This window comes from Nocardioides pyridinolyticus (genome assembly GCF_054653575.1).
In genome coordinates, this window is the sequence record NZ_BAAIFY010000005.1 from 71,463 (window position 1) to 96,804 (window position 25,342).

Sequence of the window (25,342 nt, forward strand, 5' to 3'; positions counted from 1 at the left end):
GACCGGCCGCCGGTGCGCGGAGTGGGATCAGCCTGGGATCAGGCGTCGTCCTCGCCGAGGATCGAGCGGAGGCGCTTGGGCGCCGGCGCGTCGTCGGACGACGACAGCGGACCGTCCGAACCGCCGGTGTTGAGCGCCTCGAGCTGCTGGGAGAAGTAGCTCTTCAGGCGGGAGCGGTACTCGCGCTCGAAGGAGCGGAGATTCTCCACCTCGGCGTTGAGCTTGTCGCGGTCCTTCTCGAGGTCGCCGAACATCTGACGGCGGCGCTCGGCGGTCTCCGAGTCGAGCATCTGGGCGCGGGTGCGGGCGTCGGACTCGAGGCGGTCGGCCTTGGTCTTGGACTCCGACTCCAGGCGCTCGGCCTTGGTGCGGGCCTCGCCGATGATCTTGTCGGCCTCGTTCTTCGCGTCCTCGACCAGCTCGTCGGCGTTGCGGGTCGCGATCTCGAGCAGCCGCGCGGCGGCGTTCGACGCCTCGGGGACGGTCTCGACGCGGATCGTCTCCACCGGGCTGGCCGCGGCGACCACGGGGGCCGGCGTCGCGACCTGCTGCGGCTCCGGGGCCTTCTCCTCGACGCGGGGCTGCGGGGCCGTCTCGGCCGGCGCGCTGGCGCCGGACTGGGCCGCGGCGAGCTTGGACCGGAGCTCCTCGTTCTCCTTCGTGAGACGAGCGAGCTCGGCCTCCACCTCGTCGAGGAACTGGTCGACCTCACCCATGTCGTAGCCCTCGCGGAGCCGGACAGGAGTAAAGCGCTTGTTGCTCACGTCCTCAGGCGTCAGCGGCATGACCTCACCCATTCCATCTCGATCGTTGCTGTCGGTCGAACAATAGCGCCTGCGCAGGTGAAAGCCTCACCCGCACCAACGGCATCACCCGGCAAGGAAGATCGCCGAGTTGACGCGGAGCAGCACGTACGCCGCGACCAGCACGATCAGGAAGCTCAGGTCGAGCGAGATGCTCCCGATCCGCAGCGGCGGGATCACGCGCCGCAGCGCCTTGATCGGCGGGTCGGTCGTGGAGTAGACGCCCTCGAGACCGACGAGCAGCGCGCCCCGGGGCACCCACTGCCGCGCGAAGACCTGGACCCAGTCCACGACGAACCGGATCCAGAGGAACGCGATGAACACCCACAGGACGACATGGATGACGAGGCCGACCGCTACCAAGAGACGTCCTAGCTTTGGTTGAAGAACCCGTTCTCGGCCATCCGCTGCTTGTCCTCAGCGGCCACCGACACGTTCGGCGGCGAGAGCAGGAACACCTTGTTGGTGATGCGCTCGATCGTGCCACGAGTGGCAAACACCAGCCCAGCCGCGAAGTCGACGAGACGCTTGGCGTCGGCGTCGTCCATCTCGGAGAGGTTCATGATCACCGGGGTGCCGTCGCGGAAGTTCTCGCCGACGGTGCGCGCCTCGTTGTAGGTGCGCGGGTGCAGGGTCGTGATGCGGGACAGCTCGGCCACCACTCCGGTCGGGCCCGTCGCCGGACGACGGCGCTCGGACAGGTCAGCGACGGGGGCCGGGCGGCTCTCGCGCCTGGAGGGGCGCACCGGGGCGGTCTCCTGGGTCTCGTACTCGTCGTGGACGTCGTACTCGTCGTCGTACCGGCCGGTGTCCTCGAGCAGGCCGAGGTACTCGCCGATCCTGCGCATTCCGCCGCTCATGACTGTGTCCTCCGGTGATGGTGTGGTGGTTGGGACATTACTTGACCTGTGGCCTCGAACCGAGGACCGCCGAGCCGACACGCACGTGTGTCGCGCCCGCCCGGACGGCGTGCTCGAGGTCGCCGCTCATGCCGGCCGAGAGCCAGGTGGCATCGGGGTGGTCGGCGAGGAAGTCGTGCCGGATCCCGGCGAGCCGCTCGAACGCCCGCGCGGGGTCCGCGCCCAGGGGCGCCACGGCCATCAGCCCGCGCAGGCGGAGCATCCCGGCCTCGCCGACGGCGAGCGCCAGCGCGGCCAGTCCGTCCGGGTCGACGCCGGCGCGGCCCTCCCTCCCGGGCGGGTCGAGGCTGACCTGGAGCAGCACGTCGAGCACCCGGTCGCGCTGGTGCGCGCCCCGGTCGAGCCCGCCGACGAGCTTGCCCCGGTCGACGGACTCCACGACGTCGGCGTACGCCGCCACCGCGGCCGCCTTGTTGCTCTGGAGTCCGCCGATGAAGTGCCAGGACACGCCGAGGTCGGCGCACTCGGCGGCCTTCGCCTCGGCCTCCTGGTGGCGGTTCTCCCCCACGTCGGTGACGCCGAGCTCGGCGAGGATCCGCACGTCGGAGGCCGGGAAGAACTTGGTGACGACGACCAGGCACACCTCCTCGGGGCCGCGGCCGGCGTCGGCGCAGGCGGCGGCGATCCGCTCGCGCACCCGCGCCAGGCCGGCGGCGATCTCGTCCCGGCGGCTCATGCGCTCCTCCAGACGACGCCGGCCAGGCGGCCGGCGGCCGCGCCGTCGCGGCGGTAGGAGTGGAGGGCGTCGTCCTCGCGGGTGCAGCCGCCGACCTCGGTGACCGGGACCCCGGCGGCCGCGAGCTCGGCGCGGACGCCGGCCCCGAGGTCGAGGGAGGGCGTGCCCCACGTGGTGGTGGCGTGGGTGGCGGGCACGGCCGCGGCGATCTCGGCGCGCATCTCGTCGGGGACCTCGTAGCAGCCGCCGCAGATGTGCGGCCCGACCCACGCTCGCAGGCCCGTGGCGCCGCGGTCGCGGAGCCGTTCGACGGCCACGGTCACGACGCCGCGGCGTACCCCCTCGCGGCCGGCGTGCACCGCGCCGATCTCGCCGCCCTCGGCCACGAGCAGCACCGGGACGCAGTCGGCCGCGCGGGTGAGCAGCGCGACCCCGGGCTCGCCGGTGACCAGGCCGTCGGCGTCCGGGAACTCGGGCCCGGGCACCTCGGCGACCGTCGTGCCGTGGACCTGGTGCATGAGGTACGGCGTCGCGCCGGTCCGCTCGGCGATCTCGGCCAGCCCGGCCGCCCGCACGTCGTCGGGCGCGAGGTCGCCGAGGTCGAGGGTGCGGTCGGTGAACGCGACCGACACCGTGCCGGTGTCGACCGGCACGGTGTCGCGGAAGAGGAAGGTCACTTGAGGAAGTCGGGCACGTCCAGGTCGTCGTCGTCGAACTGCACCTGGCGCGGAGCCGGACGCGGAGTGGTCGGGGCGCCCGCCTGCGGGGCGCTGGTGACCTTCTCCCTCTCCTTGTGCTCCGCCGGCGCCTGGTCCGAGGCGGCGTCCTTGGCGGCGGCGACGGCCTGGGCGGCCGCCTTGGTCTCGGCCTGGGTCTGCTGCGGGCGCGGGTCGCGGCGCAGCACGGTGCCCTCGCTCTGCCGCTTGGGCTGGCCGCCGTCGAAGCCCGCCGCGATGACGGTCACGCGGACCTCGTCGCCGAGGGCGTCGTCGATGGTGGCGCCGAAGATGATGTTGGCCTCGGGGTGCACCGCCTGGGCGACGAGCGCGGCGGCCTCGTTGATCTCGAACAGGCCGAGGTCGGAGCCACCGGCGATCGAGAGCAGGACGCCGTGGGCGCCGTCGATGCTCGCCTCGAGCAGCGGGCTGGAGACCGCCATCTCCGCGGCGGCGACCGAGCGGTCCTCGCCGCGGGCCGAGCCGATGCCCATGAGGGCGGAGCCGGCGTTCGACATCACGGACTTCACGTCCGCGAAGTCGAGGTTGATCAGGCCCGGCGTGGTGATCAGGTCGGTGATGCCCGAGACGCCCTGGAGGAGCACCTGGTCGGCCTGCTTGAACGCGTCGAGCACCGACACGTTGCGGTCGCTGATCGACAGCAGCCGGTCGTTCGGGATCACGATGAGGGTGTCGACCTCCTCGCGGAGCCGGGCGATGCCCTCCTCCGCGGAGTTCGCGCGGCGGCGTCCCTCGAAGGCGAACGGCCGGGTCACGACGCCGATGGTCAGCGCGCCGAGGCTGCGGGCGATCCGCGCCACGACCGGGGCGCCGCCGGTGCCGGTGCCGCCGCCCTCGCCGGCCGTCACGAACACCATGTCGGCGCCCTTGATGACCTCCTCGATCTCGTCGGCGTGGTCCTCGGCGGCCTGGGTGCCGACGTCGGGGTTGGCGCCGGCGCCGAGGCCGCGGGTGAGCTCGCGACCGATGTCGAGCTTCACGTCCGCGTCGCTCATGAGGAGGGCCTGCGCGTCGGTGTTGATGGCGATGAACTCGACGCCCTTGAGCCCGACCTCGATCATCCGGTTCACGGCGTTGACACCACCACCACCGATGCCCACGACCTTGATGATGGCCAGGTAGTTCTGTGCTGCTGCCACGGCTTTCGCCCTTCGCTGCTCGGGTGCGGATGTCGGTACGTCGCGGTGCTGGATCGACGGGGGAAGTTCGGCGGCGTGTCTCCCAACTCTGACCCTCAGCCTGAGGGTTATAGTTATGTCAACCTCGCCGTGGTGAAGACAGTAGGCAGAGCCGTCCTCGGATGCGGGGCGACACGCCGGGTGTCGGGGCGTGTCGGTCGATTCATCACGGTAGGCAGGCGACTCGTCACTCCCCTCGGCGTGCACGGCACGGGGAGTGACGACTGACCCACCTACCGTGATGAATCGGCAGCGGCCCCACTCCCCTCCACAGGAGGATCCATCGGCAGCAGTCTCCACAGGGGGACGGCCCGCAGCGGCGGAAGACCGGCCAGGCCGCGCACCGTGGACCGATGGACCCGCTGCGCTTGCTCACCCAGTCCGCCGGCTTCTTCACCCGTCTCGAGGCGCTGGACGCCGGCCTTGCCGATCGCGACCTCAGTCGGATGGTCCGGGCACGCGTGCTGACTCGGTTCCGACGTGGCTTCTACGCCTTCGCCGACGAGTGGTCCTCGCTCGATGAGGTCGGTCGCCACCGCGTCCGGTCGCGAGCCGTCGTGCGCTCACTCGGTGACGCGGTGGTCCTCAGTCACGTGTCGGCAGTCGTCGCGCACGGAATCGATGTCTGGGGAGTACCCCTGGACCGCGTGCACGTCACCCGGCTCGACGGAGCCGTCGGACGCATCGAGGGTGACGTCGTGCACCACCAGGGTCGGTGTCTCGACACCGACCTCCAGGTCGTCGACGGTCTGCTGGTGACGAGCCCGGTTCGCAGCGTGCTCGAAGCCGGGTCGCGAAGCAACAGCGAGGTGGCCCTGTGCCTCTTCGACAGCGGCGCCCACCTCGGGCGCTTCTCGATCGACCAGCTCGCCGCCGGTCATCGTGACCTTGGCGAGTGGCCCTGGATGAGGCATCTTCACGTGCCGGTCCGCATGGCCGATCCCAGATCCGCGAGCATCGGCGAGAGCCGTGGACGATGGCTGTTCTGGAAGCACGGGATCCCGGCACCTGATCTCCAGGTCGAAGTGCGTGATGACCGCGGAGCGCTTCTCGGCATCTGTGACTGGGGTTGGCACGAGTACGGTCTCTACGGCGAGTTCGACGGGCGCGTGAAGTACGGGCGCCTCCTGCGTCCCGGCCAGGAGCCCGGCGACGTGGTGTTCGAGGAGAAGCGGCGCGAGGACGTGATTCGGGAGGCCAGCGGGCGGCGGATGTTCCGCTTGGTCTGGGACGACTACCACCATTCCGGCAGGACCGCGGAGCGCATCCGGCGGCTGATGCGCCGGACCGGCTGAGCGACCGACGATTCATCAGGGGAGGCAGGTCAGTCGCCACTCCCCTCGCCGGGTACGGCACGGGAGGTGCCAACTCAGGTGCCTACCGTGATGTTTCGACAGCACGAGCGACAGCACGAGCGACAGCACGAGCGACAGCACGAGCACGGGCCCTACAGCCCGCCAGCATGGAGCCGTGGAGCCGTGGAGCCGTGGAGTGCTACTTCGTGGACGGCGTGCCGGGGACGGAGACGTCGTAGGTCGACGCGTCCGGGCGGGCGGCGAGGAGGTCGGCGAGGACCGCGGCCTTGAGGTCGGAGTCCTCCGCGCTCCCCCAGCGCACGAGACGCTCGTCGCGCAGCGAGAGGGTGATCTCGTCGACGGTGGCGACCTCGACGTGGTCGACGGTGGCGGCGAGGTCGGCCGGCAGGGCGGCGACGACGAGGGCCGCCTCGCGGAGGGCGTCGCTGCCGGTGCTCGACCCGGTCTCGACGCGCGGGAGGTCGGGCGGGGCCTGGGCGTAGCTGCGGAAGACCACGCCGTCCTCGTCCATCCCCTGGAGCGAGCCGGCGATCTCGACGACCGCCACCGGCTCGCGCTCGACGACGGTGATGAGCACCTGGTCGGGCCACTCGCGGGTGACGTCGGCGGACTTCACGGGGGCCAGCGCCTGGACGCGGGCCCGGATCCGGTCGAGGTCGACCGTCGCGAGGGCTTCGCCCTCGGGCACGGCGGCGACGGCGCGGATCTGCTGGGCACTGAGCTGCTGCACGCCCTGGACGTCCACGCCCTTCACCGAGAGGACCGACGAGAAGTACACGAGCCAGCCGAGCAGGACGGCGAGGAGCAGCACGAGCACGACGACCAGGACCGGCTTCCAGGCCAGCCAGCGCCGCGCCCACTGGCGCCGTGCGAACCGCTTGCGGGTCCGCTCCTGCGTGCTCGTGTCAGCCACGGAGCAGCTCCAGGACCCGCGGGCCGATCTCGGTCACCGTGCCGGCGCCGAGGGTGACCACGAGGTCCCCGGGCCGAGCCCGGGACACCAGCTCCGCGGCCACGTCGTCGAAGGACGGCACGAACGCCACCCGGTCCGCCGGCAGCGGGACGGCGCCGGCGACCAGCGCCCCGGTGACGTCCGGGTCGTGGTCCTCGCGGGCGAGGTAGACGTCGAGCACGACGACCTCGTCGGCGGCGCCGAGCGCCTCTCCCATCGCGACGCCGAAGATCCGGGTGCGCGAGACCAGGTGCGGCTGGAACGCCACGACGACCCGGCCCGACCCCGCCAGGGCCCGGGCGGCGACCAGGTCGCCGGCGATCTCGGTCGGGTGGTGGGCGTAGCTGTCGTAGACGCGCACGCCCCCGGCCTCGCCCTTCCGCTCCATCCGCCGCTTGGTCCCGGAGTACGACGCGACGCCGCGGGCGAGCTCCGCGGCGTCGTACCCCAGCTCGACGCCGGCGGCGTGGGCCGCGAGCGCGTCGGCGAGGTAGTGCTCCCCCGGTGACCAGAGCTCGACACCGGCCAGTGCCTCGGGCGACCGGGCGGAGACGCGCACGACCCGGCGGCCGGACGCCTCGTGGCGGTCGGCCAGCGCCGCGGCACCCGGGTCGTCGACGACGCAGACGAGGAAGCCGTCGGGCGAGACCGTGTCGGCGAACTCGTCGAACGCCGCGCGGTAGGCCTCCTCGGTCCCCCAGTTGTCGAGGTGGTCGGCCTCGATGTTGGTGACGATCGCGGCGTACGGCGCGTAGTGCAGGAAGGCGCCGTCGCTCTCGTCGGCCTCGGCGACGAACACCTCGCCGGTGCCCTCCGCCGCGTTGACGCCGGTCGCCGACAGCTCGCCCCCGATGGCGTACGTCGGGTCCGCCCCCGCGACCTGGAGCGCGACGGTCAGCAGCGAGGTGGTCGTGGTCTTGCCGTGCGTCCCGGCGACGGCGACCACGCGCCGCCCGGCCATGACCGCGGCCAGGGCCGCGGAGCGGGGCAGGACGCGCAGCCCACGCCGGACGGCCTCGACGTACTCCGGGTTGTCCTCGCGGACCGCGGTCGAGACCACGAGGGTGTCGGCGTCCCCCACCTGGGCGGCCTCGTGGCCGACGTGCACGCGCGCGCCGAGCGCGCGCAGCGCGTCCAGCGTGGGCGAGTCGGTGCCGTCGCTGCCGCTGACCTCGATGCCCCGGGCCAGCATGATCCGGGCGATCCCGGAGAGGCCGGCGCCGCCGATGCCGACGAAGTGGACGCGGCCCAGGCGGTCGGCCGGGAGGATCTCGTCCGGGACGGGAACCTTCACGCGCCGGCCACTTCGAGCACGATCCGGGCGACCTTCTCGTCGGCGTCGCGCGGGATCACCGCGGACGCGGCCGCTCCCATCGCGGCCAGCTTCGCGGTGTCGGCGGCGAGGTGGGGCACGGTGCCGACGACCCACTCGGTGGTGAGGTCGGCGTCGTCGACGAGGATGCCGCCGCCCGCGGCGACGACGGACTCGGCGTTCTTGCGCTGCTCGCCGTTCCCGATCGGCAGCGGCACGTAGACCGCCGGGAGGCCGACGGCCGCGGCCTCGGTGACGCTGTTGGCGCCGGCCCGGCACATCGCGAGGTCGGCGGCGGCGAAGGCGAGGTCCATCCGGTCGATGTACTCGACGACGACGTACGGCACGTCGGTCGGGACGGGCGCGGCGCCGCCGTGCTTGCCCTCGGCGTGCAGCACCTGCACCCCGGCGGCGGCGAGCGCACCGGCCGCCCCCGACACGGCCTGGTTGAGCCGGCGCGCGCCCTGGGAGCCGCCGGTGACCAGCAGCGTCGGGCGGTCCGGGTCGAGACCGAAGAACGCGCGCGCCTCGGCCCGGAGGGCCGCCCGGTCGAGGCCGGAGATCATCGGGCGGATCGGCAGGCCGACGTACTCGGCCTTGCGCAGCGGCGTGTCCGGGAAGCTCACCAGCACCCGCTGGGCGAACCTCGCACCGGCCTTGTTGGCCAGGCCGGGCACGGTGTTCTGCTCGTGGATCACCAGCGGGACCTCGCCCTTGCGGACCGCGAGGTAGAGCGGCATCGAGACGTAGCCGCCGTAGCCGACCACCACGTCGGGGCGCACCCGGTCGAGCACCGCGCGGGTCTCCCGGACCGCGGCGCGGAGCCGGGCCGGGACCTTGACGAGGTCGGCGTTGGGCTTGCGCGGCAGCGGCACCGGCGGGATCAGCTCGAGTGGGTAGCCCGCCTCGGGCACCACCCGGTTCTCGAGGCCGCGGGGCGTGCCGAGGCAGGTGATCTCGACGTCCGGGCGGAGCCGCCGCAGGGCGTCGGCCGTGGCGAGCAGGGGCGAGGTGTGGCCGGCGGTGCCACCGCCGGCGAGGAGAACGCGCATCGCGGACAACCCTAGTTGGGGAGCCGGCCCGCCGAGATCCCGGCCGAGCGGTCCTTCTTGCGCTGCGCGAGCGCCCGCGCGGCTTCGGGCTCGCGGCGCGCGAAGCCGATGAGCAGGCCGAGGGCGACCAGGGACGGGACCAGCGCACTGCCGCCGTACGACACCAGCGGCAGCGGGATGCCGATGACCGGCAGCAGCGCGAGCACCATGCCGACGTTGATGATCATCTGGCCGAGCAGCCACACCACGATGCCGAAGGTCATGTAGCGCACGAACGGGTCCTGGGTGTGGGTGGCGACGCGGATCGCGGCGAAGGCGACCGTGAGGAACAGCGCGACGACCAGCAGGGTGCCGACCAGGCCGAGCTCCTCGCCGAGCACGGCGAAGATGAAGTCGGTGTGCGCCTCGGGGAGGTCGCCCCATTTCTGCTGGCTGGCGCCGATGCCCTGGCCGAAGACGCCGCCGGTCGACAGCGCGTAGAGGCCGTGCGCCGGCTGCCAGCCGGCGTTGTGGAAGTCCTTGAACGGGTCGGCGAAGTTCGTGATGCGCTCGAGACGCTCGGCGCTGGTCGACGCCAGCCCGATGGCGACCACGCCCACCGCGGTGAGCGTCGAGGCGAACAGTCGGCCCGGCGCCCCGACCACCCAGAGCATCGCGAGCATGATCGCGAACAGCACGAGCGCCGTGCCGAGGTCGCGGCCGAAGACCACGAGACCGATCACCGCGACCATGCCGGGGACCACCGGGACGATCACCTCGTGCAGGCTGCCGAGGCGCTTGTCCTTGAGCGCGTAGATGTGCGCCGCCCACAGCACGATGGCCAGCTTGGCGATCTCGGCCGGCTGGACCTGGAACGGGCCGACGCCGAGCCAGTTCCTGTTGCCGTTCACCGTGACCCCGAGGGCGGTCTGGGTGAGCGCGAGCAGCACGATCGAGACGAGCAGGCCGAGCCAGGCGAGCCGGCGCAAGAGCGGGTGCGGCAGCCGCGAGGCGACGAACGCGCACGGGATGCCGACCAGCACCCAGATCAGCTGGCGCTTGACCACGGCGTAGGAGTCGCCGTCGTTCTGCTCGTAGGAGTAGACGCTGGACGCGCTCAGCACCATGATCAGGCCGATGGTGAGCAGCAGTGCGGACGCGCCGAGCAGCAGGTAGTACGCCGTCAGCGGCCGGTCGAGCGCGGTGCGTACGGCGGCGTACCACCCCAGGACCGAGGGCCGGCGCCGCGCCTGGCCCCGGGTGGCCTGGAGGGGATCGGCGGTGGTCATCGCGTCCCCCTCCCCTGAGTGCTAGAGCCTGCGTCGTACCGCGTCCGCGAACGCGTCGCCGCGCTCGGCGTAGTTGGCGAACATGTCCATCGAGGCACACCCGGGGGCGAGCAGGACCGTGTCGCCGGGTCGCGCCAGCTCGGCCGCGGCCCCGACGGCTCGCTCCATGACCAGTCCACCGGCCAGTCCACCGTCTACGGGGCCAGTCTCGTCGGCGTCGAGCACGATCACGGGCACATCCGGGGCGTGTCGCGAAAGCGCCCCCGCGATCACGTCGCGGTCCCGGCCGAGCAGCACGACACCGCGCAGCCGGTCGCCCACGGCGAGCACCAGTTCGTCGAAGCGGGCCCCCTTGGCGAGCCCGCCCGCGATCCACACCACCGCGCCGTAGGCCTGGAGCGAGGACTGCGCCGCGTGCGGGTTGGTGGCCTTGGAGTCGTCGACCCAGGTGACGCCGTCGCGCTCCCCCACCACCGCGATCCGGTGGCCGTCGGGACGGAACGCCCGGAGCCCGTCGCGGACCGCGGCCTGGGGGACCCCGTGCGCGCGGGCGAGCGCGGCCGCCGCCAGGGCGTTCTGCACGAAGTGCGGCGCGGTCGACGCGAGGTCGTCGAGCGTGCACAGCTCGGCGGCGCTCGACTCACGCTGCTCGATGAACGCGCGGTCGGCGAGGATGTCCTCGACCAGGCCGACGTTGCCGACGCCCGGCATGCCGAGCGTGAAGCCGATGGCGCGGGCGCCCTCCTCGACGTCCGCCTCGCGCACCAGCCGCTCGGTCTCCGGGTCCGCCACGTTGTAGACGCAGGCGCGCTGGACCCGCTCGTAGATGCGCCCCTTGTCGGCGGCGTACTCGGCCATCGAGTCGTACCAGTCGAGGTGGTCCTCGGCGATGTTGAGGACCGCGGCGGACTCGGCGCTCATCGAGTAGGTGTAGTGCAGCTGGAAGCTCGAGAGCTCGACGGCGAACACGTCGTAGGGCTCGGGGTCCATCACCGCCTCGACGATGGGCAGCCCGACGTTGCCGACCGCGATCGAGCGCAGCCCGGCGGCGCGCAGGATCGAGTCGAGCATCTGCACGGTCGTGGTCTTGCCGTTGGTGCCGGTGACGCACAGCCAGGGCGTGTGGTGGGCGGGGTCGCGCAGCCGCCACGCCAGCTCGACCTCGCCCCACACGGGGACACCGCGCTCGCGGGCCTGCGCCAGCAGGGGCGCGTCCGGCCGCCAGCCGGGCGAGGTCACCACCAGGTCGACGTCGTCGGGCAGGGTCGCGGTCGTGCCGGGGCCGAGGCGTACGTCGGCGCCCAGCACGCGCAGGAGCTCGGCCTTCTCGATCCGGTCGCCGGCGTCGGACTCGTCGAGCGCGATCACGCTCGCGCCGAGGTGGTTGAGGTTGTCGGCGGCGGCGAAGCCGGACACACCGAAGCCGGCGACGACCGCGCGGACCCCCTCCCAGGAGTCGTGGCGGCCGAGGTGCTCAGGGTTCATCAGATGCCGGCGACCCATTCCGCGTAGAAGATGCCCAGACCCGCGGCGACGCAGATGCCGGTGATGATCCAGAACCGGATCGTCACGGTCACCTGCTCCCAGCCGAGCATCTCGAAGTGGTGGTGGATCGGCGCGATCCGGAACACCCGGCGCCCGGTCCCGGTGAGCCGCTTGGTCACCTTGAACGTCGTCACCTGGAGCATCACCGAGACCGTCTCGAGGACGAACAGGCCGCCGAGGATGATCAGCAGCAGCTCGGTGCGGGTGAGGATCGCCAGGCCGGCCAGCGCGCCGCCGAGCGCGAGCGAGCCGGTGTCGCCCATGAAGATCGCGGCCGGCGAGGCGTTCCACCACAGGAAGCCGAAGCAGGCGCCGGTGACCGCGGCGGCGACCACCGCGAGGTCGAGCGGATCGCGCACCTCGTAGCAGAGGTTGGGCTGGTCGAGCCCGGCCTGGCCGCACCATTGGTTGTTCTGCCAGATGTTCACCAGCATGTAGGCGCCGAACACCATCACGCTGGCGCCCGAGGCCAGGCCGTCGAGCCCGTCGGTGAGGTTCACGCCGTTCGACGTCGCGGCGATGATCAGCCAGATCAGCAGCAGCACCACGACCGTGGGCAGCGTGATCCAGCTGATGTCGCGGATGAACGACAGGTGGTGCGACGCCGGGGTCTGCCCACGTTCGTCCTCGAGCCACGGCGACAGCGCGAGGCCGCCGAAGACCAGCGCCACCACGGTCAGGCCGATCATCTTGGCCTTGCTGCGCAGGCCGAGGCTGCGCTGCTTGGAGATCTTGATGAAGTCGTCGAGGAAGCCGACCAGGCCGGTGCCGACGAACAGGAACAGCAGCAGCAGCGCCGACGCAGTCGGCATGTCCTGGGTGATCAGCTTCGCGGCGAAGTAGCCGACGACCGTGGCCAGGATGATCACCACGCCGCCCATGGTGGGCGTGCCGCGCTTGGTGTGGTGGCTGGTGGGTCCGTCGTCGCGGATCTCCTGCCCGTAGCCCCACTGGGTGAACATCTTGATCGCGACGCGGGTGCCGAGCAGGGAGATGAGAAGGGCGACGCCGCCGCCCAGGAGAATCGCCCTCATGGCGTGGTGCTCCCTCCCTCCGAGTCGATGTCCGGGTCCGCCGACAGCAGTCCGTCCGCGATGAGTTCCAGCGCGGCCCCACGCGACGCCTTGACCAGCACGACGTCGGAGCCCGCAGCATTCTCCCGCACCCAGGCCAGTGCCTCGGCACGCCCCGCCGTGAGGATCGCCTCACTCTCCGAACCTTCACTGGCGTACCCCTCGGCGAGGGCCGCGGCCGCCTCGCCGACGACCACGAGCGTGTCGATCCCGAGCAGCCGGGCGGTGTGGCCGACCTCCTGGTGGCCGGCCCGCGACTGGTCCCCGAGCTCGCGCATCTCGCCCAGCACCGCGATCGTGCGCCGCCCGCGGCGTTTGCCGATCACCATGAGCGCCTCGAGGGCGGCGGTCATCGAGGCGGGGTTGGCGTTGTAGGCGTCGTTGATGACCAGCAGCCCGTCGGCCCGCTCGTGCAGCTCCATGCGCATCGGCGAGGACTCCTCCGCCGTGGACAGCGCCGCGGCGACGCGGTCGAGCGGTACGCCGGCGGCGACGGCCATCGTCGCGGCGGCGAGCGCGTTCTGGACCTGGTAGACCCCCGACTGGCGCAGCCGCACCGGGTGCCAGGAGCCCTCGACGCCGAGCTCGAAGGAGGGCCGGGAGAGGTCGTCGACCTCGACGCCACGGGCGAGGACGTCCCCGTGGGTGGTGCCGAACCGCAGCACCCGGGCGCGCGTGCGGGCCGACATCCCCGTCACCAGGTCGTCGCCGGCGTTCAGCACGGCCACGCCGTCCTCGGGCAGCACCTCGACGATCTCGCCCTTGGCCAGCGCGATCGCCTCGCGGGAGCCGAACTCCCCCACGTGGGCGGTGCCCACGTTGAGGACCGCGGCGATGCGCGGCGGGGCGATCTCGCAGAGATAGGCGATGTGGCCGATGCCGCGCGCGCCCATCTCCAGCACGAGGAACCGGGTGTCGGCGTCGGCGCGGAGCACCGTCAGCGGCAGGCCGAGCTCGTTGTTCAAGCTGCCGACGGTCGCGACCGTCGGGCCCTCGGCGGCGAGCACGTGCGCGAGATAGTCCTTGGTGCCGGTCTTGCCCTGCGACCCGGTCATGGCCAGCAGGGTCGCGGGCAGGCGCCGCGCCACGTGGCCGGCCAGGCGGCCGAGCGCGACGACCGGGTCCTCGACGACGACGGTCGGGGCCTCGGTGGGCCGGCTGCCGAGGACGGCGTGGGCGCCGGCGGCGTACGCGTGGCCGTCGACGTGCTCCCCGACCACCGCGACGAACAGGCCGTCGGCCTCGGGCTTGCGGCTGTCGACGTAGGCAGGCCCGGAGACCACGATCTCGCCGTCGCCGTGCACCGAGCCGCCGACCAGCTCGGCGATCTCGGCCAGCGTCATCGCGATCACGCGAGCTCCCCTCGCACGACCTCGCGCACGACCTCGCGGACGACGTCGCGGTCGTCGAACGGGTGGACCACGCCGTCGATCTCCTGTCCGGTCTCGTGGCCCTTCCCCGCGACGAGGACAATGTCGCCGGGCGCCGCGCGGCGGAGGGCCTCGCGGATCGCGAGCCGGCGGTCGCCGATCTCGAGGGCCTCACCGGTCTCGACGCCGGCGAGCATGGCCGCGCGGATCGCGGCCGGGTCCTCGGTCCGGGGGTTGTCGTCGGTGACGACGAGCAGGTCGGCGAGCCGGGCCGCGATCGCCGCCATGATCGGGCGCTTGCCGGGGTCGCGGTCCCCGCCGGCCCCGAGCACGACGATGACCCGTCCGTCGGTGAGCGGCCGCAGCGTGCGGATCGCGGCCTCGACCGCGTCCGGCTTGTGCGCGTAGTCGACGACGACCACGAAGTCCTGGCCCGCGTCGACCCGCTCCAGCCGCCCGGGTACGCCGCCGCTGCCGGCGATGCCCGCCGCCACGGCTGCGGCGTCCAGGCCGGCCTCGCCCGCGGCGGCGACCGCCGCGAGCGTGTTCGCGACGTTGAAGTCGCCGGGCAGCGGGCAGCCGGCCGGCAGGCGGCGGCCGTCCGGCGTCACGACCGTGAACGTGGACCCGTCGGCACGCAGCTCGACGTCCTCGACCCGCCAGTCGGCCGCGCCGGTCGTGGACAGCGTGCGCACCGGGAGGGTCGTCTCCCCCGCGAGGCGCAGGCCGTGGTCGTCGTCGACGTTGACCAGCGCGAGCCGGGCGCGCTCGGGCGTGAACAGCGAGGCCTTGGCGCGGTAGTAGTCCTCCACGTCGGCGTGGAAGTCGAGGTGGTCGCGGCCCAGGTTGAGGAAGACGGCGACGTCGAAGACGACGCCGTCGACGCGGCCCATCACCAGCGCGTGGCTGGAGACCTCCATCGCGCAGGCCTCGACCCCGCGCTCGCGCATCATCGCGAACAGCCCGTGCAGGTCGGGCGCCTCGGGCGTGGTGAGCGCGGTCTTCACGTCCTCCCCGGCCACGCGGGTGCCGACGGTGCCGATCACGGCCGCGGTCACGCCGGCGCGCGAGAGGCCGGCCTCCAGCAGCCGGGTGGTCGTGGTCTTGCCCTGGGTGCCGGTGACGCCGATCATCCGCATCGCGGCGGCCGGGTCGCCGTAGATCCGCGCGGAGAGCCCGCCGAGGACCGCCCGTGGCGCCTCGACGACCAGCAGCGGCACGTCCGTGGTCGCGCGCCCGGCGCCGGCGGGGTCGGTGAGGATCGCGACGGCGCCGGCGTCGACGGCGTCGTCCGCGAAGTCGATGCCGTGCGCGCGAGCGCCCGGCAGGGCGGCGTACAGGTCCCCCGGGCGGATGCGCTGCGAGGACAGCGACAGCCCGGTGACGGTGGCGCCGGCCGCGTCACCGCGCACGGAGGCGCCGAGCGACTCCGCGAGGGTCGCGAGCGGCGTCCGCGGGGGGCTCGCGGGCCGGGTGGAGTCGCTCACCACGTGAACCTATCGCTGGGACTCCCTCACCACTCCACGGGGAGTCGCGAGGGCTGGGTGCCGGTGGGCGGGACGGCGTAGCGCTTGAGCGCGTAGCTCATCACCTTGGCGAAGGCGGGGCCGGCGACCGAGCCACCACCGCCGCCGTTGGTGGGGTCCTTCACGACGACGTAGACGGTGAAGCGGGGGTCGTCCGCCGGCGCGAAGCCCGCGAAGGAGACGTCGAAGGTGCCGTCGTAGCAGCCGCACTCCTCGCCGACGGCCTGGGCGGTGCCGGTCTTGCCGGCGACCCGGTAGCCCGGGACGGCGGCACCGGGGGCGACGCCCTCCTCGGGGTCGAGGACCTTCTCCATCATCAGCATCGTCTGGTGCGCGGCCTGCTCGGTGAGCACCCGGCGCTCGGTGGTGGTGTCGGTGCCGACGACCGTGCCGTCCTCGGTGGTGGCCGAGCCCTGGATGAGGCTGGGCGAGACCCGCACGCCGCCGTTGGCGATCGTGTTGATCGCCGCGGCCATCTGCACGCCGTTGACCGAGAGCGACTGGCCGAAGGCGATGCGGTCCTGGTTCTGGTGGGTCCAGGTGCCGCGCGCGGGCAGCAGGCCCGGGGACTCGCCGCGCACGCCGATGTCCGTGCGCTGGCCGAGGCCGAACTTCCACAGGTAGTCGTAGAGCTGCCCGGGCTTGAACTTGTCGGCGGCGAGCACGGTGCCGATGTTCGACGACTTCGCGATCACGCCGGTGAGCGTCAGGTGGATCGTGGGGTGGGAGAACCAGTCGTTGATCGGCTTGTCCTCGCGCTGCAGCTGCGGTGGGACCGTGATCTTCGTGCGCGGCGTGACCAGGCCCTCGTTGATCAGCGAGCTGGCGGTGAGCACCTTCTCGACCGAGCCGGGCTCGTAGACGTCCTGCATCGCGCGGGAGCCGAGGTCGTCCTTCGGGGCATCGACCGGGTCGTTCGCGTCGTACGTCGGGTCGTCGGCCAGCGCCAGCAGCTCACCGGTCCGGGAGTCCATGACGACGATGAAGCCCGACTCGCCGCCGGCGTCCTCGACGGTCTGGCGGATCACGCGCTGGGCGTACCACTGGAGCTCGAGGTCGATCGTGGTCCGCAGGTCCTGGCCGTCGACGGGCTTGGTGACGGTGTTCTCCCCGAGCGGGATCCGGTTGCCGCCGCCGACCTCGTAGCGGGCCGACCCGTCGGTGCCGGACAGCAGGTCGTCGAAGGTGCGCTCGAAGCCGGCCAGCGCCTCGTCGGTGCCCAGGAAGCCGATCAGGTTCGAGGCGACGTCACCGGCCGGGTAGTCGCGCAGCGGGTCGCGCTGGGTGAACAGGCCGTCGTAGCCGGCCCGCTCGGCCGCCTCGACGACCTCGGTCGCGTGCGTCGCGGGGACGCGGCGCGCGATGTACTCGTAGCGGCTGCCCTCCTCGCGCAGCTTCTCCAGCGTCGCGGCGTAGTCGACGTCGAGCCGCTTGTAGAGGAAGCGCGCCAGCTCGGGGGCGTGCTCGCTGGTCAGCGCCGGGTCGGCGATCACCATCAGGCCGCTGATCGACCCGGCCAGCGGGGTGCCGTTGCGGTCGAGGATGTCGCCCCGCGTGGCCGGCAGGTCGACCTCGACCAGGCCCTCGGCGGCCGCCATCGCGGCGTACGAGTTGGGGTCGAGGCCCTGGAGCTGGACGAGGCGGGCACCGAAGATCGAGAGCACGATCGCGATCACCACGAACCCCACCCGCAGGCGCAGCTGCGGCGAGCCGCGACGGGAGCCACGCGGCGGGCGGGACGAGGGCACGTCTGCTCGATTCTGGTCTCGGGACTCGTGGGACGGGTGTGACTACCGGCGATTCTCGCCGCGCTCGCGGTCGTTTCCGCGGTTCTGGCGGCCCGTGTCGCTGGTTGATTCGGTCGAGGCCTGGGTCGAGGCCTGGGTCGAGGCGGTCCCCTGGACCGTGACGACGTTCGGCTTCGGGTCGAGGACCGGCGGCTTGGTCGGCGGGAGCGGGTTGATCCGCAGCGAGTTGCAGGCACCGGCCGCCACGGGCTCGCCGGACACCTCGCCGCTGCCGAGCGGGAGGAACGCCGGGTTGCACGCCTGCACCATGCCGAGCTTCACCGCGGCTCCCGCGATGCGCTGCGGGTCGCGCAGCCGGTCGAGGTCCATCTCCAGCGCCTGCTGGCGCGCCGAGAGCGTGGTCGCCTGGGTCTCGAGCGCGGTCGCCGCGAACGACGCCTGCTGCATCGAGGTGTTGAAGAGCAGCAGGCCCACCACGCCCCCGAGCAGCACCATCGAGACGAGGGCGACGAACGGCATCCGCGACGCGCGGGCGCGGCGGCGCGGGACGACGGTGAGCCGGGCCCTCTCGACCGCTACCTCGGCGATCCGGCTCGTCCTGGTGCGCAGCTGTGCGGCGGTACTCATGCGGCTACCCCTCCCTGGGTGACACGCTCGATCGCACGCAGCCGGACCGAGGCGGCGCGCGGGTTCTCGTCGATCTCCTCCGGGGTCGCCTTCTCGGCGCCCCGGGTGACCAGGCGGAGGGCCGGCTCGTGCCCCTCCGGCACGAACGGCAGGTCCTCCGGGACGTCCGACCGCGTGGCCGCGGCGAACGCCTGCTTGACCAGCCGGTCCTCCAGCGAGTGGTAGGACTCGACCACGACCCGGCCCCCGACCGAGATCGCGTCGATCGCGGCCGGGATGGCCCGGCGCAGCACCGCGAGCTCGTCGTTGACCTCCATGCGCAGCGCCTGGAACGTGCGCTTGGCCGGGTGGCCGCCGGTGCGGCGCGCCGGCGCCGGGATCTCGGCGTACAGCAGCTCGACCAGGCGGGCCGAGCGCGTGAACGGCTCCTTGGCCCGCTCGCGCACGACCGCGGCGGCGATCTTGCGGGCGAACTTCTCCTCGCCGTACTCCCGCAGGACGCGCGCCAGGTCGGCCGCCTCGTAGGTGTTGAGGACGTCGGCGGCGGTCATGCCCTCGCTGCCCATCCGCATGTCGAGCGGCGCGTCCTCGGCGTAGGCGAAGCCGCGCTCGCGGACGTCGAGCTGCATCGAGGAGACGCCGAGGTCGAAGAGGACCCCGGCCACCGACGGCAGGCCCAGGTCGTCCAGGACCTCGGGGATCTCGTCGTAGACCGCGTGCACGCCGGTGAACCGGTCGCCGTACGGCGCCAGTCTCTCGCCGGCCAGCGCCAGCGCCTGCGGGTCGCGGTCGATGCCGACCACACGGACCTTGTCGAAGCGCTGGAGCACGGCCTCGCTGTGGCCGCCCAGCCCGAGGGTGCCGTCGACGAGCACCGGCTGATCGAGGCCCTCCCGCTCGAGCGCGGGCGCCAGGAGGGAGACGACCCGGTCGAGCATGACCGGGACGTGGGACGGGCTGCTCATGTCAGGCCTGACGCGCCAGGACGGCCAGGAGCAGGAAGCAGCCCGCGACCCCGAGGGAGGTGGCCGCCGAGAAGGCCATCAGCGTCGCGGCGTCGCGAGCCTGGTGGCGGACCCGGCGTACCGGGACCTCCTCCTCGACCGGAAGCTGCGCGATGCTCATGCGACCCTCGACCCCTGCTCTGCGTGCTCTGCGGTTGCGTGCCCGAAATGTGGCGATCCGCCCGACCAGGTCCCGGCCCGCTCCCATGGCCGCTGCCAAGGGGAAGTGACACCTGGAACCGGGGAAGGTGCCCCAGGTGACGCGGGAGCGGGCTCGAGACCTCGTCCTGCGGATCGCTGTGCTGTTGTGCTGCTGTTGTGCTGCTGGTTGCTGCTGGTTGCCGCTAGTTCTGCTGCGCCGGGTTGGGCTGCTCGTCCAGCTCGGCGAACTTCGCCTGAGCTCCGGTCGAGTACTCCTCCCAGCGGGCCGGGTTCCAGATCTCGATGCGGTCCATCACGCCGATCACGACCACGTCGCGGTCCAGGTCGGCGTACTCCCGCAGCGAGGCCTGGATGCCGATCCGGCCCTGCTTGTCCAGCGAGCCCTCGTCGGCGCCGGCGAAGAGGATGCGCGCGTAGTCACGCGCACCCCGCACCGTCAGCGGCGTGCTCTGGGCCCTGCGGGCCTCCTCCATGAAGACGTCCGTGGGCCACACGACCAGGCAGTTCTCCTGACCTTGGGTCACCACGAGCCCCTCCGCGAGTCGGTCCCTGAACTTCGCCGGGAGGAAGAGCCGCCCCTTGTCGTCGAGCTTCGGGGTGTAGGTGCCCATGAAGAACATCGGGCCACCTCCAGTCCCTCACCTTCCTCCACTTCGCCCCACTCTACGCCACTTTCCCCCACCGTCAACCATGTGGAGCGTGTCGGGGCGCCCGATCTCGCGGATCTCCGGCGAGCGGAGCCGCGCCGCGGCCACGCGTTCGTGCAGGTCAGGCGCCGGTGGTGGGCCGTGGGGAGCGGAGGTGGGGCGTGGTGGGGCACGCAACCGATCGGCGGCCGGGCGAGTCGAACGCAACGACGGTCGGACACGTGTGTTTCTGCGGCTCGACTACGGTGGGAACGTGGCACGGATCACGTCGGGGGAGCTCGGGGAAGGGACGGCACAGGTGGCGGAGAACGGGGCGGACCTCCAGACGCTGGCGCGGGTGGTCGGGCGGGTGCGCGCGAACATCGAGCAGGTGATCGAGGGCAAGCCCGACGTGGTCAACGCGTCCCTCGTGGTGCTGCTGGCCGAGGGGCACCTGTTGATCGAGGACGTGCCGGGCGTCGGCAAGACCATGCTGAGCAAGTCCCTGGCGCGCAGCATCGACAGCACCGTGCGCCGCATCCAGTTCACGCCCGACCTGCTGCCGTCCGACGTGACCGGCGTGTCGGTGTTCAACCAGAACACCCGGGAGTTCGAGTTCCGGCCCGGCGGGGTCTTCGCCAACATCGTCGTCGGCGACGAGATCAACCGCGCCTCCCCCAAGACCCAGTCCGCGCTGCTGGAGTGCATGGAGGAGCGCCAGGTCACCGTCGACAACACGACCTACCAGCTCGAGACGCCGTTCATGGTCATCGCGACCCAGAACCCGATCGAGATGGAGGGCACCTACGCGCTGCCCGAGGCCCAGCGCGACCGCTTCATGGCACGCGTGTCGATCGGCTACCCGGTCGAGGCCGCGGAGCTGGCGATGCTGAGCTCGCACACGCGGGCCAACCCGCTCGACGACCTCGAGCCGGTCACCGATGCCGCCGAGGTGCGCAAGCTGATCGGGATCGTCGCGCAGGTGCACGTCTCCGACGCCGTGCAGCGGTACGCCGTCGCCATCACCTCCGCCACCCGCCGCACCGACGAGCTCACGCTGGGCGCCTCGCCCCGCGCGACGCTCCACCTGGTCCGGGCCGCGAAGGCGGTCGCGGCGATGGACGGCCGCGACTACGTGCTCCCCGACGACGTGCACCGCCTGGCCCGCCCCGTGCTCGCGCACCGGCTGCTGCCGAGCGTCGAGGCCGCCATGAGCGGGCGGTCGACCTCCGCGATCCTCGACGGGGTCCTGGCCGGCGTACCCGTCCCCGACGGCGCGCGCTGAGGTCGTGGCATGAGGGAGGCTCTCGCCGGCCTCACCGTCCGCGGACGGGCGTTCCTGGCCGCCGGCGTCACCGCGATCGCCTGCGCGGTCGTGCTGGACCAGTCCGCGCTGACCCGCGTGGGGATCCTGGTGCTGGTGCTGCCGTTGCTCACGGCGTGGGTGGTCGGCCGCAACCGCTACCGGCTCGCGCTGGTCCGCACGGTCACCCCGCAGCTGGTCGCGGCCGGCCAGCCGGCGCGGGTGACGCTGACGCTGAGCAACGACGGGCGCACGCCGAACGGCGTGCTGCTGCTCGAGGACCACGTGCCCTACGTGCTCGGCACCCGCCCGCGGTTCGTGGTCGAGGGCATCGCGAAGGGCTGGAAGCAGACCGTGACCTACCAGGTCCGCTCCGACGTGCGCGGCAAGTTCGAGATCGGTCCCATGTCGGTCCGCGTCACCGACCCGTTCGGCCTGGTCGAGCTGGGCCGGACCTTCCGCACGACCGTGCCGCTCACCGTCACCCCGCGCACCGTGGTCCTGCCCCAGATCCCGCTCGGCGGCGCCTGGACCGGCTCCGGCGACAACCGGCCGCGCGCCTTCGCCTCCGGTAGCGCCGAGGACGTCACCGTCCGCGAGTACCGCCGCGGGGACGACCTGCGCCGCGTCCATTGGCGCAGCTCGGCCCGCGTCGGCGAGCTGATGGTGCGTCGCGAGGAGCAGCCCTGGCAGTCGCGCGCGACGCTCTTCCTCGACAACCGCACGGTCGCGCACCGGGGCCACGGCATCGCGTCCTCGCTGGAGGCCGCGGTCTCGGCGGCCGCGTCGATCGCCGTGCACCTGAGCCACCGCGGGTTCGCGGTCCGGCTGGTGACCGCCACCGGCGAGGACCCCAGCAGCGCCTGGCACCTGCGCGACACCGACCTCAACACCGCTCCCCTGCTCGAGGCTCTCGCGGTCGTCTCGCACGTCGGCCAGAACCGTCTCGACACCGGCTGGCTGACCGAGGGCGCGCACGGCGGCCTCACCGTCGCGGTCTTCGGGCACGTCGACCCGGCGGACCTGCCGATCCTGCGCCGGATGCAGCACCAGGCCGACTCGGCGCTCGCGGTCGCGCTCGACGTCCAGGCGTGGGCGGGGGCCCCGACCGGCGTCGCCGCCACCCAGGTGCTCGGCGGGCAGGGCTGGCGCTCGGTCGCGCTGGGTCCCCGCGACCGGTTCGACGCCGTCTGGCAGGAGCTCGGCCACACCAGCGCGCAGCGTGCCCGCGTCCGCTCGCCGGCCCAGGAGGTGGTCCGGTGAACCGCAGCCGGGGCACCGTCGCCGGCGCCTTCCTCCTCCCGGTCGTCGCGGCCGCGACGACGTGGGTCGCGTTCTACGCCTGGCACGGCTTCGCCGAGGAGCCCGGCGGCTACCTCAATCCCCTGCTGCTGCTCGCGGTGGTGGTCGGCGGCACCGGCATCGCGCTGCGGTGGTGGCGCGTCCCGGGCCCGCTCGTCGTCCTCGTCCAGGTGCTCGCCTCGGGCGTGGTCGCGATGCTGCTCATCACCGGCTCGCCGCTGCCCGTCGACGACGGGTGGATCGAGCTGCACCGCGCGCTCACCCAGGCGTTGGAGAGTGCGCAGCAGTTCGCAGCCCCGGTGCCGACGCGGGCGCCGCCGCTCGACGCGCTGATGATCCTGTGCGGCCTGGCCTGCCTGCTGCTCGTCGACCTCCTCGCCTGCACGTGGCGCAAGGTCCCGCTCGCGGGGCTGCCGCTGCTGACGATCTACAGCATCCCGGTGAGCCTGGTCGGGAGCCAGCTCTCGTGGTGGGTGTTCGCCGCGACCGCGGCCGGCTACCTCACGATGCTGTTCCTCTCGGAGTCCGACGCCGTCCGGCGCTGGGGCCGGCCGATCGGCCTCGACCGCGAGACCGGCGACCCGATCGCGTACGGCGCGGGCGCTCACGCCGTGCGCAGCACCGCCGGCACGGTCGGCGGCGTGGCGACCGCCCTGGCGATCTTCCTGCCGGCGCTCATCCCGACCGCGGGGCTGCACGTGTTCGACTTCGGCCCCGGCTCGGGCGGCAGCGACGACATCACGATCGACAACCCGACCGCCGACCTGGTCCGCGACTTCAAGGCCGGCGACGACAGCCCGCTGGTCCGCGTGACGACCAACGACCCCGATCCGTCGTACCTGCGCATCGTCGCGCTCACGCGCTTCACCGACGTCGAGTGGAGCCCCGGCGACCGCGACGTGCCCGCCGACCAGGGCGCCGTCGGCACGCTCCCGCCGCCGCAGGGCGTCGACCCGGACACGCCGCGCAGCGAGACGGCGTACGACATCACGGTGCTGCCCGCCTTCCGGTCCACCTGGCTGCCGACCGCGACCGTCGCGTCACGGGTGGTCGCGGACGGCGACTGGCGCTACGACGACGACACCATGGACTTCCTCGCGGTGCCCGACGACCTCACGACGTCGGGGATGCGCTACTCGATGACCGAGGTCGACCTCGAGCTGAGCGCCGACCGGCTGCGCACGTCGGTCACGCCGTCCGGGCGGGTCAGCGAGATCTTCACCGACATCCCCGACGACCTGCCGCCGGTGGTGCGCGAGCTGGCCGTGGAGGTCACCGGCAGCGAGCAGACCGAGTTCGAGAAGGCCGTCGCGCTCCAGAACTGGTTCCGCGAGGAGTTCGACTACTCCCTCGACCAGGTCGAGGGCAGCGGGTACGACGCGCTCGAGCAGTTCCTCGGCGAGGACGAGAACGGCGAGAACGGCAGGACCGGCTACTGCGAGCAGTTCGCCTCGGCGATGGCGATCATGGCCCGGGTGCTCGGTATCCCGGCGCGGGTCGCGATCGGCTTCCTCTCCCCGACCCAGACCGGGCCGAGCTCCTACGTCTACACCGCGCGCGACCTGCACGCCTGGCCCGAGCTCTACTTCGACGGTGCCGGCTGGGTGCGGTTCGAGCCGACGCCGGCCGGGCGCTCGGGCGACGCGCCGTCCTACACCAGGATCGGCCAGGGCCCGGACGACGACCCCACCGAGTCCACGGAGCCGAGCGCCGGCGAGTCCAGCCTGCTCCCGAACAACCGCCCCCTGGTCGAGCCGACCGACGCCGGCACGGGCGACTTCGCCGGCAGCGGCGGCAGCAACGGCCGGTGGTACGTCGCCGGCGGTGCCGTGCTCGCGGTGCTGCTCGTCGTGGGTGCCCTGCTCCCCCGCACGCTGCGCCGCCGGCGCCGCGCGCACCGGCTCGGCAGCGGGGACCCCGAGCTGGCCTGGGCCGAGCTGCGCGACACCGCGGTCGACCTCGGCATCCCCTGGCCCGAGGGCCGATCCCCGCGAGCGACCCGTCACCGGCTCGTCCAGCACCTCGGCACGTCGGTCGGGCCACAGACCGACGAGCGCCCCGCGCACGGCGCCGCGATCGCCCCGGAGGCCGTCGAGTCGCTCGACCGGATCGTGCACGAGCTCGAGCTCCAGCGCTACGCGCGCCCCGGCTCGGCCTCGACGGCCGACCACGACGCGGCACGCTCCGACACCCGCGCCCACACCCGCGCCGTGCTGGCCGCGCTCGCCGGCGGCGCCGCCGGCTCGGCCCGCCGGCGCGCCTCGTGGTGGCCGCGGTCGGTGCTCACGCTCCGTCGCCGCACCCGGCGTACCGCACCCACCACGGTGGAGACGCCGTACGGCGGGATCGTGGACCACGCGAGCTGATCGACCCCGTCAGGGGATCAGAAGCCGCCGCCCTCGCGGCGCCGGCGCCAGCGCTCGTCCATGCGCTCCATGAAGGAGTGGCCGGAGGTACGGCGCGAGCGGCGGGTCTTGCCGCTGCGGCCCCCCTCGATGACGGTGAAGCCGTGGCTGGGGTGGGCGGCGCGCGGGTCGGCCGCGGCGGCCTGCTGGCCGCGGAGCGCGGTGACCGCGACGGTCGCGGAGCCCAGCATGATCACGAAGCCCACCACGCCGACGATCGGAAGCTGGGCGACGGCACCGGTCATCAGGACCACGATGCCGACGGCGAAGCAGGCGCCCGCGATGATCGCCCGGCGACGGGCGGAGCGGCGGAAGGCCGTGCCGCGCAGCGTCGAGGCGAGCTTGGGGTCCTCCTCGACCAGGGCGCGCTCCATCTGCTCGAGCAGCCGGAGCTCTTCTTCCGAGAGTGGCACCGCACCTCCCCTGGGCGTCCGCCG

General features: G+C 72.9%; 23 protein-coding genes and 1 pseudogene. 4 read left to right on the top strand and 20 right to left on the bottom strand.

Going from position 1 to position 25,342, the window contains the following annotated elements:
• Positions 1 to 38: 38 nt before the first annotated feature.
• The 6 genes and pseudogenes from ACYQ0U_RS06230 to ftsZ all read right to left on the bottom strand — a co-directional run.
• Positions 39 to 785: a DivIVA domain-containing protein gene (locus ACYQ0U_RS06230; RefSeq protein WP_459970602.1), complete on the bottom strand. Its 747-nt coding sequence runs from the start codon at positions 783 to 785 to the stop codon at positions 39 to 41.
• Between the two features lie 84 nt (positions 786 to 869).
• A complete protein-coding gene (locus tag ACYQ0U_RS06235; RefSeq protein ID WP_459970604.1) occupies positions 870 to 1,166 on the bottom strand; it encodes a YggT family protein in 297 nt (98 codons plus the stop codon).
• A gap of 8 nt (positions 1,167 to 1,174) precedes the next feature.
• Positions 1,175 to 1,663 (bottom strand): cell division protein SepF, encoded by a 489-nt coding sequence (locus ACYQ0U_RS06240; RefSeq protein ID WP_459970606.1) that lies wholly within the window; start codon positions 1,661 to 1,663, stop codon positions 1,175 to 1,177.
• 37 nt (positions 1,664 to 1,700) lie between these two features.
• Positions 1,701 to 2,399, bottom strand: coding sequence for a YggS family pyridoxal phosphate-dependent enzyme (locus ACYQ0U_RS06245; RefSeq protein ID WP_459970608.1), 699 nt, complete (start codon positions 2,397 to 2,399; stop codon positions 1,701 to 1,703).
• A complete protein-coding gene (locus tag ACYQ0U_RS06250) occupies positions 2,396 to 3,076 on the bottom strand; it encodes a purine nucleoside phosphorylase YfiH/LACC1 family protein (RefSeq protein ID WP_459970610.1) in 681 nt (226 codons plus the stop codon). Before ACYQ0U_RS06250 ends, ACYQ0U_RS06245 begins: the two co-directional genes overlap by 4 nt.
• A gap of 251 nt (positions 3,077 to 3,327) precedes the next feature.
• A pseudogene (gene ftsZ, locus ACYQ0U_RS06255) lies at positions 3,328 to 4,275 on the bottom strand (cell division protein FtsZ); the annotation flags it as partial.
• Positions 4,276 to 4,667: 392 nt separating this feature from the next.
• On the opposite strand from ftsZ, the gene ACYQ0U_RS06260 reads away from it, so the two are divergent.
• Complete coding sequence (locus ACYQ0U_RS06260) at positions 4,668 to 5,609, top strand: type IV toxin-antitoxin system AbiEi family antitoxin domain-containing protein (protein WP_459970612.1); 942 nt, start codon at positions 4,668 to 4,670, stop codon at positions 5,607 to 5,609.
• Positions 5,610 to 5,808: 199 nt separating this feature from the next.
• On the opposite strand, the gene ACYQ0U_RS06265 is transcribed toward ACYQ0U_RS06260, so the two are convergent.
• From ACYQ0U_RS06265 to mraZ, 13 genes are all read right to left on the bottom strand, one after another.
• Entirely contained in the window at positions 5,809 to 6,543 is a 735-nt protein-coding gene (locus ACYQ0U_RS06265) for a cell division protein FtsQ/DivIB (protein ID WP_459970614.1), read from the bottom strand.
• Positions 6,536 to 7,876, bottom strand: a complete 1,341-nt coding sequence (gene murC / locus ACYQ0U_RS06270) for a UDP-N-acetylmuramate--L-alanine ligase (protein WP_459970616.1) — start codon at positions 7,874 to 7,876, stop codon at positions 6,536 to 6,538. The genes ACYQ0U_RS06265 and murC overlap by 8 nt, the downstream gene beginning before the upstream one ends.
• Positions 7,873 to 8,946 (bottom strand): undecaprenyldiphospho-muramoylpentapeptide beta-N-acetylglucosaminyltransferase, encoded by a 1,074-nt coding sequence (gene murG, locus ACYQ0U_RS06275; protein ID WP_459970618.1) that lies wholly within the window; start codon positions 8,944 to 8,946, stop codon positions 7,873 to 7,875. Before murG ends, murC begins: the two co-directional genes overlap by 4 nt.
• Before the next feature lie 11 nt (positions 8,947 to 8,957).
• Complete coding sequence (gene ftsW, locus ACYQ0U_RS06280; RefSeq protein ID WP_459970620.1) at positions 8,958 to 10,214, bottom strand: putative lipid II flippase FtsW; 1,257 nt, start codon at positions 10,212 to 10,214, stop codon at positions 8,958 to 8,960.
• A gap of 21 nt (positions 10,215 to 10,235) precedes the next feature.
• The gene (gene murD / locus ACYQ0U_RS06285) at positions 10,236 to 11,699 is read right to left on the bottom strand and encodes a UDP-N-acetylmuramoyl-L-alanine--D-glutamate ligase (RefSeq protein ID WP_459970622.1); all 1,464 of its coding nucleotides are present in this window, start codon (positions 11,697 to 11,699) and stop codon (positions 10,236 to 10,238) included.
• Complete coding sequence (gene mraY, locus ACYQ0U_RS06290; RefSeq protein ID WP_459970624.1) at positions 11,699 to 12,793, bottom strand: phospho-N-acetylmuramoyl-pentapeptide-transferase; 1,095 nt, start codon at positions 12,791 to 12,793, stop codon at positions 11,699 to 11,701. Before mraY ends, murD begins: the two co-directional genes overlap by 1 nt.
• A complete protein-coding gene (locus tag ACYQ0U_RS06295) occupies positions 12,790 to 14,175 on the bottom strand; it encodes a UDP-N-acetylmuramoyl-tripeptide--D-alanyl-D-alanine ligase (protein ID WP_459970949.1) in 1,386 nt (461 codons plus the stop codon). The genes mraY and ACYQ0U_RS06295 overlap by 4 nt, the downstream gene beginning before the upstream one ends.
• A 5-nt stretch (positions 14,176 to 14,180) precedes the next feature.
• Positions 14,181 to 15,689 carry a UDP-N-acetylmuramoyl-L-alanyl-D-glutamate--2,6-diaminopimelate ligase gene (locus ACYQ0U_RS06300; protein WP_459970627.1) on the bottom strand — a complete coding sequence of 503 codons (1,509 nt, stop codon included), beginning with the start codon at positions 15,687 to 15,689 and terminating at the stop codon, positions 14,181 to 14,183.
• 26 nt (positions 15,690 to 15,715) lie between these two features.
• Entirely contained in the window at positions 15,716 to 17,476 is a 1,761-nt protein-coding gene (locus tag ACYQ0U_RS06305; protein ID WP_459970630.1) for a peptidoglycan D,D-transpeptidase FtsI family protein, read from the bottom strand.
• Positions 17,477 to 17,518: 42 nt separating this feature from the next.
• Positions 17,519 to 18,103 (bottom strand): cell division protein FtsL, encoded by a 585-nt coding sequence (gene ftsL / locus ACYQ0U_RS06310; protein ID WP_459970632.1) that lies wholly within the window; start codon positions 18,101 to 18,103, stop codon positions 17,519 to 17,521.
• Positions 18,100 to 19,068 (bottom strand): 16S rRNA (cytosine(1402)-N(4))-methyltransferase RsmH, encoded by a 969-nt coding sequence (gene rsmH / locus ACYQ0U_RS06315; RefSeq protein WP_459970634.1) that lies wholly within the window; start codon positions 19,066 to 19,068, stop codon positions 18,100 to 18,102. Before rsmH ends, ftsL begins: the two co-directional genes overlap by 4 nt.
• A 1-nt stretch (position 19,069) precedes the next feature.
• Positions 19,070 to 19,228: a hypothetical protein gene (locus tag ACYQ0U_RS06320; protein ID WP_459970636.1), complete on the bottom strand. Its 159-nt coding sequence runs from the start codon at positions 19,226 to 19,228 to the stop codon at positions 19,070 to 19,072.
• Between the two features lie 223 nt (positions 19,229 to 19,451).
• Positions 19,452 to 19,889 carry a division/cell wall cluster transcriptional repressor MraZ gene (mraZ, locus tag ACYQ0U_RS06325; RefSeq protein WP_459970638.1) on the bottom strand — a complete coding sequence of 146 codons (438 nt, stop codon included), beginning with the start codon at positions 19,887 to 19,889 and terminating at the stop codon, positions 19,452 to 19,454.
• A gap of 289 nt (positions 19,890 to 20,178) precedes the next feature.
• Between mraZ and ACYQ0U_RS06330 the strand changes: the two genes are divergently transcribed.
• Genes ACYQ0U_RS06330 through ACYQ0U_RS06340 form a run of 3 tightly spaced genes read left to right on the top strand, consistent with a single transcriptional unit; the run spans position 20,179 to position 24,866 of the window.
• On the top strand, positions 20,179 to 21,180 hold the full coding sequence (locus tag ACYQ0U_RS06330) for an AAA family ATPase (RefSeq protein WP_459970953.1): 1,002 nt from the start codon (positions 20,179 to 20,181) through the stop codon (positions 21,178 to 21,180).
• A 9-nt stretch (positions 21,181 to 21,189) separates the two neighbouring features.
• A complete protein-coding gene (locus ACYQ0U_RS06335; RefSeq protein ID WP_459970640.1) occupies positions 21,190 to 22,461 on the top strand; it encodes a DUF58 domain-containing protein in 1,272 nt (423 codons plus the stop codon).
• On the top strand, positions 22,458 to 24,866 hold the full coding sequence (locus tag ACYQ0U_RS06340) for a transglutaminase TgpA family protein (protein WP_459970642.1): 2,409 nt from the start codon (positions 22,458 to 22,460) through the stop codon (positions 24,864 to 24,866). Before ACYQ0U_RS06335 ends, ACYQ0U_RS06340 begins: the two co-directional genes overlap by 4 nt.
• Positions 24,867 to 24,883: 17 nt before the next feature.
• Here the strand turns inward: ACYQ0U_RS06340 and ACYQ0U_RS06345 are convergent, their stop codons facing one another.
• Positions 24,884 to 25,318, bottom strand: coding sequence for a DUF3040 domain-containing protein (locus tag ACYQ0U_RS06345; RefSeq protein WP_459970645.1), 435 nt, complete (start codon positions 25,316 to 25,318; stop codon positions 24,884 to 24,886).
• Between the last annotated feature and the right edge of the window lie 24 nt (positions 25,319 to 25,342).